This window comes from Paenibacillus caseinilyticus (genome assembly GCF_027533645.1).
In the GTDB taxonomy this organism is placed as follows: Bacteria; Bacillota; Bacilli; order Paenibacillales; family NBRC-103111; genus Paenibacillus_G; species Paenibacillus_G caseinilyticus.
This window is the reverse complement of sequence record NZ_JAQAGY010000004.1, coordinates 100,582-117,116: the sequence shown is the minus strand read 5'-3', so window position 1 is coordinate 117,116 and position 16,535 is coordinate 100,582. Positions and strand designations below refer to the sequence as shown.

Genomic DNA, 16,535 nt, shown 5'->3' with positions numbered 1-16,535 from the left:
GATGGGTGCCAAGTCCAATATTCAGCGGATCTATCCGCTCTCTCCCCTGCAGCAGGGAATGCTCTTCCACGCGCTGCTGCAGCCGGAGTCGACGGCTTATTACGAGCAAATTGCCTTGACAATGCAGGGGGAGATAGACCCTCTGCGGTTCGAGGAAGCGCTGAACCGGACCGTCAGCCGTCACGATGTGCTCCGTACGATGTTCCTGTACGAGAAAGTGCAGCAGCCCGTCCAGATCGTGCTGAAGGAGCGCCCGGTCCAGATCCGCTTCGAGGATTTGGCCGGAGGTGCCGCAGACGAGATTACCGATCGAATCGAAGCTTACAAGAAGGAAGACCGCAGGCGCGGGTTCGACCTGTCGCAAGACGAGCTGCTGCGGGTCGCCCTGTTCCGTACAGGGGCGTCGCAGTACGTCTCCGTCTGGAGCTTCCATCATATTCTGATGGACGGCTGGTGCCTCGGGATCGTGCTGAACGATTTTACTTCGGCCTATTCCAAGCTTGGCAGCGGCTCCTCTGCGGGCGAAGAGTCCGGGATGGCTGCGGTACCATACGGTCATTTCATCGAATGGCTGGGCCGTCAGGAGCCGGAGGAAGCGCAAACCTACTGGCGGGACGTCCTGCAGGGCTATGAAGAAGCCGCCGTGCTTCCCGCGCGCAGAGGATCCGGCGAGTTCACTGGCGAGTATATGACGGAAGAGGTGACCGGCGGATTGGAACTTGAGGTGACCCGGGAACTGGAGCGGGCAGCCTCGGGGTGCGGCATCACCTTGAGCTCGCTGGTGCAGACGGTGTGGGGAAGCGTGCTGGGAAGATACAACCGCAAGCGGGATGTCGTCTTCGGTGCGGTGGTGTCCGGACGCCCGGCCGAGCTGGCCGGCGTGGAGCAGACGGTAGGCTTGTTCATTAATTCGGTCCCCGTCCGGGTGCGCTGGGAGGAAGGCATGGCGTGGAGCGAAGCGGCCAAGAGAGTGCAGCAGGCCGCGCTCGACAGCGCGCCCTATGAATACTATTCGCTGGCCGATATCCAGCGATTGTCTCCCATCGGCGGCACCCTGTTCGACCATCTCCTTGTGTTCGAGAACTATCCGCTGGACCGCCAGGTCTCTTCCGGATCCGCCAGCGGCCGCAGCGGGGTATTCGAGATTACCGGGGCTGAATTCAACGAGCATACGAGTTATCCTATGACCCTCCTGGTGTTCCCGGGAGAAGCCCTGCATTTCAAATTCTCTTACAATTCTCTTCGCTATGACCGGGAAACCATCCGTCAGCTCGCCCAGCGGTTCACCGAGGCGCTGAAGCAGGCGGCGAAGCATCCGGGAGCGGCGATGGATTCGCTTAGCCGGATGACCCGTGACGAGGAGGAGAAGGTGCTTCGTGACTTCAACCTCACGGAGATGGATTATCCGAAGAAGCAGCCCCTTCACACGTGGCTGGAAGAGGCGGCCGCCGCCGATCCGGACCGGATCGCCGTGCGAACCGATGAGGCTTCATGGACTTACGGCGAGCTGAACACTTGGGCGAACCGGCTGGCCTGGACACTGCGTGCCGGCGGAGTCGGCCCCGACACAGTCGTGGGCCTGGCGGTTCCGCGTTCTCCGGAGATGCTGGCGGGCATTTACGCGGTGCTGAAGGCGGGCGGCGCCTACCTGCCGATCGATCCGTTAACGCCTCCGGAACGCTTGGCTTATATTCTCGGGGACAGCGGAGCCGGCGTACTGCTCACCGTGAACGGTTCCAACGGACCGGAGGACGGAAGCTTCTCCGGCGTCCGGATTGCGCTGGACACGGGGGAGAGCCTCAGCGGAGATACCTCGAACCCACCGTTCTCCGGCACGCCGCGCCACCTCGCTTATGTGATCTATACGTCGGGCTCCACCGGACGCCCTAAGGGCGTCATGATCGAGCACGAAGCGGCTGTCAACCGGATTCACTGGATGCAGAGAGCCTATCCGCTTGACGCGCAAGACGTCATCATGCAGAAAACGCCGTACACCTTCGACGTCTCCGTCTGGGAGCTGATCTGGTGGTCGGCCGCCGGCGCCTCCTTGTACTTGCCGCCGGCCGGCGCAGAGAAGGATCCTTCCCTGCTTGTACAGGGGATACGCCGGCACAGGGTCACGGCGATGCACTTCGTGCCCTCCATGCTCCAAGCCTTCTTGTCCCATGTGGAGGAGGACGACGGAGCCCTGGGAATGCTCTCCTCGCTGCGGTATGTGTTCGCCAGCGGGGAGGCGCTTGCGCTGAACCAGGTGCGGCGGTTCCGCGGGCACCTCGGCCGCGTGAACGGCACGGAGCTCGTGAACCTCTACGGCCCGACCGAAGCCGCAGTCGACGTCACGCACTTCCGCTGCAGCGGGGAGGAAGAGGAGCTGGGCCTTGTGCCGATCGGCAGCCCGATCGACAATATCCGGCTGTTCATTCTGGATGAAGCCGATCAGCCGATGCCCATCGGGGTGCCGGGAGAGCTCTGCATCGCAGGCGCGGGACTGGCGAGAGGGTATCTCGGCAGGCCGGACCTGACGGAAGCGGCCTTCACCGGCTGCCCGTTCCTGCCGGGCGAGCGGATGTACCGCACGGGCGATCTGGCCCGGTGGCTGCCGGACGGCCGGGTGGACTATCTCGGACGGATCGACGGACAGCTGAAGATCCGCGGCTACCGGATCGAGCCCGGGGAGATCGAAGCGGCGCTGCTGGCTCACGAAGGCCTGCGGGAAGCCGCGGTCGCGGCCTTCACAGAAGAGGAGGGAACCCGGAATCTCTGCGCGTATCTTGTTCCGGAGCCGGGAGCTGCCGCTGCAGAAGAGCTGTCGGCGCTTCAGCTGCGCTCCTTCTTGTCGCGTACCCTGCCGGAGTACATGATCCCGGCCCGCTTCGTAACCTTGGAGACGATGCCGCTCACCCCGAGCGGCAAGCTGGACCGCAAAGCGCTGCCGGCCCCGGACCGGTCCCATGCCCTGAATGGAGGCGCGCCATACGAAGCGCCGGAGACCGAAGCTGAGCAGAAGCTGGCCGCCCTGTGGCAGGCGGTGCTCGGCGTGGAGCGGGTTGGCCGCGGCGATTCGTTCTTCGGGCTCGGCGGGCATTCCCTCAAGGCGACCGTTCTCTTCTCGCGTATCCGCAAGGAGTGGGAAGGGGACATTCCGCTGCGCCTGATCTATGAGCGGCCGACGCTGCGAGAGCTCGCCGCCAGCCTGGAGTCGCCCGGTGCGGAGACAGGAGAGACAAGCGGGCAGACCGGTCCCGTGCCCTGCACCGGGGAGCGTGACGGCTACCCCTTGTCACCGGCTCAGCGGAGGATCTATGCGCAGCAGTGCCTGCAGCCTGCGCTTACCGCCTACCATATGCCCTCGCGCTATCTGCTGCGCGGTCCGCTGGACACCGTCCGGCTGGAAGCTGCCTTCCGCTCGCTGATTGCCCGTCATGAGACACTGAGGACCTCCTTCGAGGTAAGGGAAGAAGGGCCGGTGCAGATCGTTCACGGGCAGGCGGGGTTCGAGCTGCCTGTGGCCCGCCGCGGCTCGGAAGCCTGGTTCACGCTCCAGGAGGAGGCAGGCAGGCCCTTCGATCTCACCTCGGCACCGCTGCTGCGCGCCTCCCTGACGGCTTGCGGCGCGGAGGAACACGAGCTGTGGCTGGACATCCATCATATCGTGTCCGACGGCGTCTCCCAGGGGCTCTTGCTCCGGGAGCTCCTGACCTTCTATGAGCAGGGGGCGGGTGCCCGCTTGCCGGAGCTGCCCGTGCAGTACAAGGATTATGCGGTCTGGCAGCAGGAGCGCCTGCGTTCCGGCACCATGGGCAAGAGCGAGGCCTACTGGCTGGATCATCTCTCCGGCGAGCTGCCGGTGCTGGAGCTCCCGACGGACCGGCCGAGAACCTCGGCCGGCGCAGCGGAAGGCGCCGTCTATGCCTTCGAGCTCGATGAAGCCTTGACCGCCAGCGTCAAGGAGCTTGCCTCCGAGGCTGGCGCCACCCTCTATATGGTGCTGCTGGCGGCCTACTATGTTCTCCTGGCGCGCTACAGCCGGCAGGACGATCTCATCGTCGGCAGCCCGGCCGCCGGCCGGACCCACGGGGAGCTCGAACCGATGATCGGCATGTTCGTCCAGACGCTCCCCCTCCGGGGCCGTCCGCGCAGCGGGCTCGGGGTGCTGGAGTGGATCTCCGAAGTGAAAGAGCTCACCCTGGCGGCCTGGGAGCATCAGGAATACCCGTTCGAGGAGCTCGTGGCGAAGCTCGGCCTTCAGGGAGCCGCCGGACGTAATCCCTTGTTCGACGCTTTCTTCGTGCTGCAGAATATGGAGCTGGTTCCAGGGGATGCCGGACGGACGGAACTGCAGATCGAAGCGCTGCGGGTGGAGCGGAGAACGGCCAAGTTCGATCTCACGCTGGAAGGGATGGAGCTTGGCGGCAAGCTGATCTTTGCCTTCGAGTATAACAAGGGGCTGTTCGATGAGGCAGCGGTCCGCGGGATGGCCAGCCATTACTCCCGGCTGCTGGAGGCGATGTGCGAGAAGCCGGAGACCGGGCTGGGCGGGCTTCCGCTCATGGAGGCGGAGGAAGAGCGCCTCGTCCTGCGGACCTTCAATAACACAGCAAGGGCCTTTCCGCTCGAGCGGACCATCCAGAGCTGGCTGGAGGAGCGTGCAGCCGCCGAGCCGCACCGGACTGCCGTCCGCACGGACGAGACGGTCTGGACCTATGGCGAGCTCAATGAACGGGCGAACCGGCTGGCCTGGACACTGCAGCGGCATGGCACAGGTCCGGACCGTATCGTCGGCATCGCGGCCCGGCGTTCGCCCGAGATGCTCGTCGGCATCCTCGCCATTCTCAAGGCAGGCGGCGCCTACCTGCCGCTCGACCCGGGGACGCCCCCGGAGCGGATGGCGTATGTGCTCCGGGACAGCGAAGCCTCCGTGCTCCTTACGATGGAGGGCAGCAGCGATCCGGGAGCCGGCTTCGAAGGGCTGCGGCTGCGCCTGGATGCGGGGGAGAGCTACAGTCCACAGGCGGATACGCCGCCGTGCAGCAGGGCTCCGCATCATCTCGCCTATGTCATCTACACCTCGGGATCGACAGGCCGGCCCAAGGGCGTCATGATCGAGCACGAGGCCGTTATCAACCGGATCCACTGGATGCAGCAGGCATATCCACTGTCAGAGCGTGACGTCATAATGCAGAAGACGCCCTATACGTTCGACGTCTCCGTCTGGGAACTGTTCTGGTGGGCCGCTGCCGGCGCTTCGGTGTATCTCCCGCCGGCGGGCGCGGAGAAAGATCCCGCCAGGCTGGCTGCGGGCATCCGGCAGCACGGCGTCACGGTCATGCACTTCGTGCCTTCGATGCTGCAAGCCTTTCTGACCCATGCGGCGCAGGAACAGGAGAGCCGCTACCAGCTCTCCGGCCTGAGGCTTGTCTTCGCCAGCGGGGAAGCGCTGCCTCTGCGGCAGGTGCAGCAGTTCCGCAAGCTCCTGAGCGGCCCCTGCGGGACGGAGCTGATCAACTTGTATGGCCCGACGGAAGCGACAGTCGATGTGACGCATGTGGACTGTACGCGCGAAGAGGAAGTCGGCGACCGCGTGCCCATCGGCCGGCCGATTGACAATATTCATCTCTTTATCCTGGGTCCTGACCATCAGCCGGTGCCTGTCGGTGTTCCCGGGGAGCTCTGCATCGCGGGAGTGGGTCTGGCACGGGGGTATCTTGGACAGCCGGAGCTCACGGCGGAGAAGTTCGTTCCCTGCCCGTTCCTGCCCGGCGAACGCATGTACCGGACGGGAGACCTCGCCCGGTGGCTGCCGGATGGACACGTGGACTATCTGGGACGGATCGACGGGCAGGTCAAAGTCCGGGGCTACCGGATCGAGCCCGGCGAGATTGAAGCCGCGCTGCTGGCGCATGAGCGGATCAGCGAAGCCGCGGTTATCGTGCGCAGCGTGACGGAGGAGACCAAGGCCTTGTGCGCCTACATCGTAGAGGAAGGGCACCTCGCAGGTGCGGATCCGCTTACGGCGCGGGAGCTGCGCACCTTCCTGTCCGGGAAGCTGCCGGATTATATGATCCCGCTGCACTATGCTCTCCTGGAACGGCTGCCCCTGACCTCAAGCGGCAAGCTGGACCGCAAGGCGCTGCCGGAGCCAGGCGGAGACCGGGCCCTGCCGGCCGGCACAGCGTATGAAGCGCCCGCTTCCGACATCGAGTGCCGCCTGGCGGCGGTCTGGCAGGACGTGCTCGGCAGGGAAGCCGTAGGCCTTCACGACGACTTCTTCCTGCTGGGCGGAGATTCCATCCAGGCCATCCAGGTCGCCTCCCGGCTGCGCAGGCACGGGCTGCTGCTCGATCTGCCCGATCTGTTCCGGCTTCCGACGATTGCCGCGCTTAAGAGCCGCATCCGCTCCCTGGGAGAGGACGCCGAACAGGAAGCCGCGAGCGGGGAAGTGCCGTTCACTCCGATGCAGAGCTGGTTCCTGGAACAGGATTTTGCCGAGCCGGATTACTGGAACCAGTCTATCCTGCTCCGGGCCCCTGGACGGCTGCGGGAAGATACGGTACGACAAGCATTCCATGAAGTGAGAATCCATCACGAGGCGCTTCGAATGACCTTCGGTAAGCGCGAAAGCAGAGGCAGCGGGGAGGCCGAAGTGGCGGCATGGATCCGGGAAGCAACGGAGCTGCCGGATGTGATGCTGCACACCGTGGACCTTCGCTCGGAACAACGATGGCGCGAGAGGCTTGCGCACGAAGGCGGGAAGCTCAAGGGCTCGCTGCGCCCGGCGGAGGGACGGCTCTGCGCGCTCGGCCTGTTCCGTACGCCGGAAGCGGACTATCTGCTGATTACCGTGCATCATCTGGCCGTCGACGGGGTGTCGTGGCGCATCCTCCTGGAGGACTTGGCGGATGCGTATGCCCAGCTTGAATCCGGAGGGAACGCCCCCGCTCCGGTACGGCTCCCGCGCAAAAGCGCCCCGCTCCCGTCCTGGACCCGTCAGCTGCAGCGTTATGCTGTCTCCCCCCGGCTGCTGGAGGAGCTCCCCTATTGGAGCGCGCTCGAGCAGAGGGAGCCGGCCAAGCTGCCAAGGGCGGCAGGAGAGGGCGCGCCTGCCGACGGGCCGGCGGTCTTCACCGTGGAGCTTACATGCGACGAGACGATGCAACTCACCCGGGACAGCAGGCAGGCTTACCGGACCGATCCTTCCGAGCTCGTGCTCACGGCGCTTGGACGCAGTCTGCTGCCCTTGCTGCAGGGGGGGCCGCTGTGTATCGCCATGGAGGGACACGGACGCGAAGCCCATCTGGAGCCCCTCGATACGACCCGCACGGTGGGTTGGTTCACCTCCCTGTATCCGGTGCTGCTGGATTTGGCGGATACGGACGAGCCTGCCGAGCACCTCATCCGGGTCAAGGAAACCCTGCGGAGCGTGCCGCGCAAAGGATCGGGATACGGCATCCTTCGGTATGTGACGCCGCCGGAGCAGCGGCCCGGGCTGACCTTCGGGCTGCAGCCTGAGCTCGCTTTTAACTACCTCGGCGAGGTCGATTCCGCAGGAGTGGGCGGCTTCACCGTCGCCTCCCTGGCTTCCGGCAGCGACAGCTCCCCGCGCAATCATGCCCCCTATGCCCTGGAATGCAACGGCATGATCACGGACGGCAGACTCCTGCTGCTGGTCCGCTGCGAGCCGGCCCTGCTGGAGACAGCGGAAGCCGAGCGGCTCTGCGGCCGGCTCCGGGAGGAGCTGCTCCTGCTCATCCGCCACTGCGCGGAGCACAAGGGGGCGGGGCAGTTGACCCCGTCTGACGCGGGTCTGTCCACCGATCTCCGCAGCTTCCGTAGGCTGCTCGCCGATCTGGGTGCCCGTGTGCCGGGTGCCTTGCTGGAGCGGGCTTATCCGCTCGGCGCCATGGGGCTCGGCATGATCTACCAGGCGATGGCGGAGCCGGAATCGCCGGCCTATACGGAGCAGCTTGTCCTCCAGTTCAGGGGGAGCTTCGACGAGCAGCCGTTCCGGCAGGCGCTTCGCCTGCTGACCCGCAGGCATGAAGCGCTGCGCTCCGTGTTCCTGTACGGGCCTTCCGTGGAAGAACCGCTGCAGCTGGTACTCACGGAGCGGGAGCCGACACTTGCCGTCATCGACCTGCGGAACCAGGAAGCGGCGCATCAGGCGGTGCAGACGGAGGCCGTCATCAGCGAAGACCGCAGGCAGGGCTTCGACCTGTCGAGAGAGGTGCCGATCCGCTTCACCGTGTTGCGGACTGGCGGCGAGACGTTCACGCTGCTCTGGACGCATCACCATATTGTGATGGACGGCTGGTGCCTGAATCTGCTCATGAAGGATTTCATGGCAGTATACCCTCTTCTGCGGGAAGGGCAGGCGGTCCAGCTCGAGCCGGCCGTCTCTCTGAGCGGATATGCAGCGTGGATCAAGGAGCAGAGCAAGGCGGAGGCCGCCGCCTATTGGGGCCGCCTCCTGGAAGGATACGAACCGCCAGGCCCGCTGCTGCAGCATCACCGCCGAAGAAGCGGCACGGGCGCCGAAGGCGGGACAGACATGCAGGAACTCGTCTGCCGCCTCTCCGAGGCGAAGACGCGGGAGCTCGAGAGAGCGGCCGCCGGCCGCCAGGCTACGGTAAGCACCTTGATGCAGGCCGCATGGGGCATCCTGCTCGGGCTCTATCACCGGCGCACGGACGTGGTATTCGGCCACGTCGTCTCCGGCCGTCCGCCTGAGGTGGACGGGGTGGAGGAGATGGTCGGCCTGTTCATCCAGACCATCCCGGTCCGTGTCACCTGGGACCCGGAGACTTCCTTCGGCGAATTGCTCAAGGGGCTGCAGGAGCAGGCGCTGAGTTCAAGCAGCCACTCGCATATCGGGCTGCCTGCCGCCCTCCGGGGCTCGGCTCTCGGGCCGGACGGGCTCGATCATATCATGGTTATGGAGAATTATCCGGTGGAGCGGACGCTGCGCGAGCAGATGACCCCAGCCGCCGGAGCCCTGGAAGTCACCGGAGTGAAGGCGTACGAACAGACGCCTTATCCGCTCAGCTTCTACCTGATTCCAGGAGCGGAATTGACCCTTCGCTTCCAGTACGACGGACGCCGGGTGGACCCCCGGCTCGCCGATGCCTGCATGAAGCACCTGCTCCGGCTGACGGAGCGGCTGGTGGAAGAGCCGGACGCGGCCATCGGGCAGCTCGATTGGATCGCCCCCGAGGAACGGAGGCGGATCATGAAGCAGTTTAACGCTGCGCCAGCCCCGTATCCCCGGGAGACCAGCCTGCCAGAGCTGGTGCTGGGGCAAGTTCGCCGGCACGGGGATGCACAGGCCCTGCAGGATGAACAAGGCAGCCTGACCTATAGAGAGCTGTGGGACCAAAGCCTGCACGCGGCAGCCGGGCTCCGCGCCTATGGGGTAGGGCCGGGCAGCGTGGCTGCGCTGTGGGCGGAACGCACGAAGGAAACCGTCGTGCTGCAGCTTGCCGTCCTGATCGCCGGAGGCATCTATCTGCCGCTCGACCCATCCTATCCGGCAGAGCGCATTGCCTACATGCTGAAGGATGCCGATGCGGTCTGCATTGCGTCGGCGGGCATGGAGCCGGATCTCATGCGGACGGGGCCGGCAGGGTACGGATGCCCGCTGTTCTCCCTGGAGCAGCTGGCAGCGGAAGGCAGGGGCCTTCTTGGGAAGGCGCACCCTCTGTCTGAGGCTCGCATTCCGGACTTCGGTCTGCCAGCCGGAGGCGGGGAACCGGCCTATATTATGTATACCTCCGGCACGACAGGCCGGCCCAAGGGAGTCCAGATTACCCACCGGGGAATCCTCAGGCTGGTGCTGGGTACCGACTATGTGACATTCCAGCCCGGCGACCGGCTGCTGCAGACCGGCGCCCCTGTCTTTGACGCGGCCACCTTCGAGGTGTGGGGGGCGCTGCTCAACGGCTTGTCGCTGTACATTCCGGGGGAGGAGACGCTCCTCGATCCCCGGAAGCTGGAAGCCTTGATTGCGGGGCAGGGGATCACCACCCTGTGGCTGACGGCTCCGCTGTTCCATCAGCTGGCCCAGCTGCGGCCGGGGATGTTCCGCGGCGTACGGCAGCTCATCGCCGGCGGGGATGAACTGCTTGCTATGCATGTCCGCCGCGTCATGGACGCCTGCCCCGGACTGCGGGTGCTGAACGGCTACGGGCCGACGGAGAATACGACCTTCTCCGTCGTGGCCGAGATCGACCGGGGAGCCGGCAGCCCTCTGCCGATCGGCCGTCCGATCGCCAACTCTACAGCCTATGTGCTGGACTCCATGATGAGGCTGTGCCCGCCCGGCATGCCAGGCGAACTCTTCGTCGGGGGAGACGGGCTGGCGACCGGGTATGTGGGTCTCCCCGAACTGACAGCGGAGAAGTTCGTACCGTCGCCATTCGCCGGGGGAGAGCGGCTGTACCGCACCGGAGATCTGGCGCGGTGGACGGAAGAGGGCGTTCTGGAATTCCTCGGGCGGATCGATACCCAGGTCAAAATCCGCGGCTACCGGATCGAAACGGGAGAGATCGTCCAGGCGCTGCTCGGGCATCCAGGAGTGGCGCAAGCGGATGTCGTCGTGCGGCGCACGAAGGAAGATCAAACGGAGCTGTGCGCCTATTATGCCCCCGGGCAGGAGGCAGTTGAGCCGGGAGCGCTGCGGGCCTACCTGCAGGAGCGTCTGCCGGACTACATGGTGCCGGCCGCCTGCGTGAGGCTGGACGCCTTCCCGCTCAACGTCAACGGGAAGATCGACCGGACGCGCCTGCCCGAACCGCCTGCCGACGCCAATGCCTATGCCGCACCGGGCTTCGAGGCGCCGAATACGGAGACTCAAGCGGTGCTGGCCGAGGTATGGGCCCAGGTACTGGGCAAAGATCAGGTGGGCATCCGGGACAATTATTTCGAGCTCGGCGGCGATTCCATCAAAGCGATCCAGCTGGCGGCAAGACTGCAGGCCCGCGGGCTGAAGCTTGCGGTGAAGAGCCTGTTCCGCCATCCGACGATTGCCGAATGCGCCCCTCTCGTGCAGCCGGACGATGCTCCGGCAGCCTCCCAGGAAGAAGTGAGCGGACCGGTCGTCCTCGCACCGATTCAGCGCTGGTATCTCAGCCTGGAACAGCCTGATCCGCACCATTTTAACCAAAGTGTCATGCTCTTCCGCGAGAACGGCTGGGAGGCCACGCTGCTTGGGCGTGCGTATGAAGCCTTGGCCGTGCATCATGACGCGCTGAGGATGCGGTACGCAGCGGAGGAGAGTGGGGCCGTACAAATCAGCCGCGAAGCGGCTGCAGCCGCAGCATGCTTCCGGCTGGACGAAGTGGATCTAGGGAGCTTCAGCGACGAAGATTCGGAAGTACAGACCTGCATACAGGACAAAGCGGAAGAACTGCAGCGCAGCCTCTCCCTGGATGGAGGCAGAATGGCCGCACTCGGCTTGTTCCACACCGCCGGGGGAGACCATCTCCTGATCGTCCTGCATCACCTGGTGGTGGACGGGGTATCGTGGCGCATTCTGCTCGAAGACCTGATCCTTGCTTATGATGCCCTGGACAGGGGAGAAGACCCCGCGTTCCCGGCCAAAACCGCCTCCTACCAAGCGTGGACTCACAGCCTCTTGACCTATGCGGCAGGCAGGCAGCTGCAGGAAGAACTCCCGTTCTGGATCGAAACCGAGGGCAGGGGCGTCTCTTCGCTTCCTGTGACGGGAGCGGACAGGCTGGACCGCCGGATAGAAAATCGGGTCCACATTCCCGTGGAGTTCACCGAAGCGCAAACCTCCCGTATTCTCAGGGATGCCCACCGGGCCTACCGCACCGAGATCAATGACCTGCTCCTGACGGCGCTCGCCGCTTCACTGCAGGAATGGACCGGAGAAGCGTGGTGCACCATCGACCTGGAAGGCCATGGACGCGAGGACATTCTGCCCGGTATGAACCTGACGCGGACGGCCGGCTGGTTTACGTCCAAATACCCGGTATGCCTTCAGGTGCCGGCAGGAGATCCGGGAGAGCAGCTCATCGCGGTCAAAGAGTCGCTGCGCCGGATTCCGAACAAGGGCGTCGGGTACGGCATCCTAACCTACCTGACGGAGCCCGCTATGCGGGAAGGCTTGAGGGGAGGGATGACGCCGCTGACCGCCTTCAACTACTTAGGGGACTTTGGTTCCGGTCCGGGGGGAGACGGAGCGACCGGTGTGACCTTCTCGCCGCTGATCGGGCTGTCCGGAGCGCAGGTATCGCCGAATCACCTGGCCACCCACCTGCTGTCCGTGAACGGCATGACCGCGGGCGGCCGGCTGCAGTTCACCTTCAGCGCTCCTGCGGGTGCCTTCGAAGTCGGAGCGCTGGAGCGTCTGGCGGCTCTCTTCAGCCAGGAGTTGAATGCGCTGGCCGAGCACTGCCGGAGCCGGCCGGCTGCCGAACTTACCCCGTCGGATCTCGGCGGAGGAGCCTGGCTCGGCATGGAAGAGCTGCGGGGCTGGAGAAGGGAGCTCGCAGCTTCTCTGCCAGGCAGCGAGATCGAGCGGATCTACCCGCTGTCGCCGCTCCAGGAGGGGATGCTGTTCCATGCACAGCTCGATCCTTCCTCCACGGCGTACTTCGAGCAGATGACGCTGAATCTGGCAGATGAGCTCGATGCCGATGCGCTGGAGCTCAGCCTGCAGTCCCTGACGCAGCGCCACGAGAGCCTGCGGACCGTCTTCCGGCATACGTCCGGCGGCCTGCGCCTCCAAGCGGTCTGGTCGGGAGCCGAGACACGCCTCCTGCGCGAAGATCTGTCCGATCTTCCCCGCACCCTCGCAGAGGAACGGTTCGCCGCCTATCGCGCGGAAGACCGGCGATCCGGCTTCGATCCGGCCCGCGGGCCGCTGATGAGGTTCGCCCTGTTCCGGCTGGGCGATCAGGAGCACCGGCTGGTCTGGAGCTATCACCATGCCCTGATGGACGGCTGGTGCCTCGGTCTGCTCGTCGGCGAGTTCTTGAAGCTCTACGAGAGCCGGCTCAGCGGTGTCCCGGCCGGACTGCCGGCCACCCAGCCCTACAGCCGGTATATCGAATGGCTCCGGGGGCAGGATGCGGATTCCGCGAGAGTTTACTGGCGGCAGAGATTAGCCGGATGCAGCCAGAGAGCGGAGATCCCGGTATGGCCGGAGGATCAGCCGCAGCGCGTATCCGCGGGATCGGAGCGGTCCAAGGCCTACGTCCCCGGGCAGCTGGAATTCGAGCTCGGCAAGGACGTCACGGCCCGGCTCGAGGCTATGGCGGCGGCTCACCGGACTACAGTGAGCACGGTGCTGCAGGCTGTATGGGGACTGCTCCTGGCAAAGTTCAACCACAGCCTCGACATCGTCTTCGGCACGGTCGTCTCCGGACGCCCGCCGGAGCTGGACGGCGTCGAGACCATGGTCGGCCTCTTCATCAACACGATAGCTGTCCGTATGGAGCTCCACCCGGACGACACGTTCGCGGAGCTGCTGCGGCGGCTGCAGCAGGACGCGCTGGAGAGCGGCAGCCATGACTATCTCTCCCTGGCCGACATCCAGAAGCAGAGCGGCATCCAGGGCGAGCTCGCGAGCCATCTCTTCGTCTTCGAGAATTACCCGCTGGATGCGGGCGGTTATGGGAACGCAGCAGAAACCGGCCTGCATCTGGCCGGGATCGAGATGTTCGAGCACACGAACTATGACTTCACGCTGATCGCGCTGCCGTCCGAATCGCTGCGCATCCGCTTCGCCTACAATGCGGAAGTATTCCCGCATCGGAGCATGGAACGCATCCGCGGGCACCTGCTCACGCTGGTGGAGCATCTCGCCAGGACGCCGGATCCGCTCCTGCGGGAGCTGGACATCCTCCCGGCGGCGGAGCGGCAGGAGACCGTGCGGGCGCTGCAGCGGCTGGATCAGCCTTATCCCCGCGAGCAGACGGTCGACGGGATGATCCGCCTGCAGGCCGCAAGAACACCGGAGCGGACAGCCGTCACGGACGCTGGCGGCGAGATCACCTACGGTGAACTCGAAGAGGCTGCCTCCCGGCTGGCACTGGCGCTGCTGACCCACGGAGCGGGCCGGGGCAGCCGGGTCGGGCTGGTCGTATCGCGCGGCATCCGGACCGTACTCGGCATGCTGGCCATTCTGAAGGCCGGCGCCGCCTATGTGCCGATCGAGCCGGGCGATCCGGCCGAACGTAAGCTTCACGCGATCCGCCAGGCCGGGGTGAGCCTGCTGCTGGCCGAGACCGGATGCGGCGCGGAGGAGCTCGGGCTGCCGGTCATCGGGTTCGAGGCGGGATCCGGCTCGGCGAAAGACGAACAGGAGGGAATACCGACTCCAGGCACCGCTCCCGGAATCGCCTCCGGAATCACCGAAGCGCAGCACACGCCGGACGATCTGGCGTATATCCTGTTCACCTCGGGCTCGACCGGCCAGCCCAAAGGCGTCATGATCACGCACCGCTCAGCGGTCAATCTGATTCACGCGGTGAATCAGGAGTACGGCGTCGGGGGCGAAGACCGGATGCTGTGGGTCACCTCCATGGGCTTCGACTTGTCGGTGTACGACTTGTTCGGCATTCTGGCCGCCGGCGGTACGGTTGTCACCGCCCAAAAAGAGGATGTACAGGATCCCGGCCGGCTGTGGAAGCTCATGAGGGAGGAGCGGATCACCTGCTGGGACTCCGTGCCGACCACCATGAGCTATCTGGTGGACACGCTGGAGCGCGCCGCCGCCGGCCAGGTCCAGTCCGACCTGAGGCTCGTTCTGCTCAGCGGGGACTGGATCCCTGTACCGCTCAAGGACCGGATCAACCGATTCTTCCCGGGAGCCCGCGTCATTGGACTCGGCGGTGCGACCGAAGCGACCGTCTGGTCGAATCACTACCCGATCCGCGGGACGACCGAGGGCCAGCGGAGCATCCCTTACGGCAGGCCGCTGGCCAACAACGCCTTCTATATCCTCGACCCTCTCGGCCATCCCGTACCGCGCGGCATCCCGGGAGAGCTCTACATTGGGGGGCTCGGGGTGGCCGAGGGCTATGTGAACGATCCTGAGCGCACCTCGCAGTCTTTTGTGCCCGATCCCTTCAATGCCGGAGGCCGGTTGTATCGGACCGGAGACCTCGGCCGGTTGCTGCCGTGCGGCAATATGGAATTCCTGGGCCGCAAGGATCATCAGGTCAAAATCCGAGGCTACCGCGTCGAGCTCGGCGAGATCGAATACCGGCTCCGGCAGCTGCCTGGAGTAACAGAGGCCCTGGCGCTTGTTACGGAGGGGGAAGAGGGCCGGGAGGGCCAGCTCTGCGCCTATATCGTGGCGGAGCAGCCGCTTGCGGTCTACTCCGTCCGCGCTCATCTTGCCAAGACGCTGCCCGGCTACATGCTTCCGCAGCATGTGGTGACCCTGGAGGCGCTGCCGCTCACGGCCAACGGCAAGATCGACCGCCGGGCGCTGCCAAGGCCGGCCGCCCTGGCAGCGGAGTATACGGCGGCGGAACCCCAGGATGAACTCGAACGGCAGCTCCTGGAAGTCTGGCAGGAAGCACTCGGTCTGCACGGCCTGGGGATCGACGACGATTTCTTCGCTTGCGGCGGCCACTCGCTCCTCGCGGCGGGTACCGCCGCCAAAATCGGGAACCTGCTCGGGCGTTCGATGCCGCTGCAGCTGCTCTTCCGCTGCCCGACCGTCCGCGAGCTCGCTGAGAAGCTCCGGCTTCTGCAGGAGTGGCAGGGCGGGCAGGACCGCCCGTACACCGTCTTCGGCACGCCCGAAGGACCGCCGGTGTTCTGTTTCCCGCCGGTCGCCGGGTACGGATTCGAATACCGCGGGATGGCGGATGAGCTGCCGGACTATGCCTGGATTGCTTTTGATTTCGTCGATGGATCCGATCCTGTCGGAGAATACGTCGAGCAGATTATTACCAGGCAGCCCGAAGGTCCTCACGTGCTGCTCGGATACTCGGCGGGCGGCAACCTCGCTCACGCTGCCGCTCAGCGGCTGGAGGAACTGGGACGCACCGTGTCCGGGCTCATCCTCCTGGATTCGATCCGCAGGCTGGAGCCCCTGAACCTGAGCGCTTCGGAGATGGAGCGGGACACCCGGGAGCTCCTCACGCTCGCCGCAGCCGGAGAGCGCAGCGAACTGCTGGCCCTGCCGGAGGTCCGGATGGAAGCGGAACGCCGGATGAACGCCTACCGGGCATGGATGAATCACATGACGAACACCGGGTCATTGGAGGCACCGCTCTACATCCTAGACACGGAAGAAACCGGCGCCGGATTCTCATGGACCGGGGCATCCCGCCGGGGCTGCGCCATCCACAGAGCCGCAGGCACACACACCGGCATGCTGCAGGCACCGGAGCTGGCAGGGAATGCAGGCCTGGTCGGCGGGATCGTATCGAAGCTGCATGCAAACTTGCACCGCAGCGAGATGGCTATCGACAGCAGGTAATCGACAGGCAGGTAAGTCAGAACCGACGCTAGTGTTGGAATCAGGCGGCATCCGGCAGGGTGCCGCCGTTTTTTTT

General features: G+C 65.3%; 1 protein-coding gene. It reads left to right on the top strand.

The genetic code is table 11. From position 1 onward, the window contains the following. Nucleotide 1: 1 nt before the first annotated feature. Nucleotides 2-16,459 carry a non-ribosomal peptide synthetase gene (locus O9H32_RS08230; RefSeq protein WP_269865476.1) on the top strand — a complete coding sequence of 5,486 codons (16,458 nt, stop codon included), beginning with the start codon at nt 2-4 and terminating at the stop codon, nt 16,457-16,459. The last annotated feature ends 76 nt before the right edge of the window (nt 16,460-16,535 follow it).

Coding starts and splice junctions, on each gene's coding strand:
- O9H32_RS08230 (WP_269865476.1), top strand. CDS start 2: ATGGGTGCCAAGTCCAATATTCAGCGGATCTATCCGCTCTCTCCCCTG.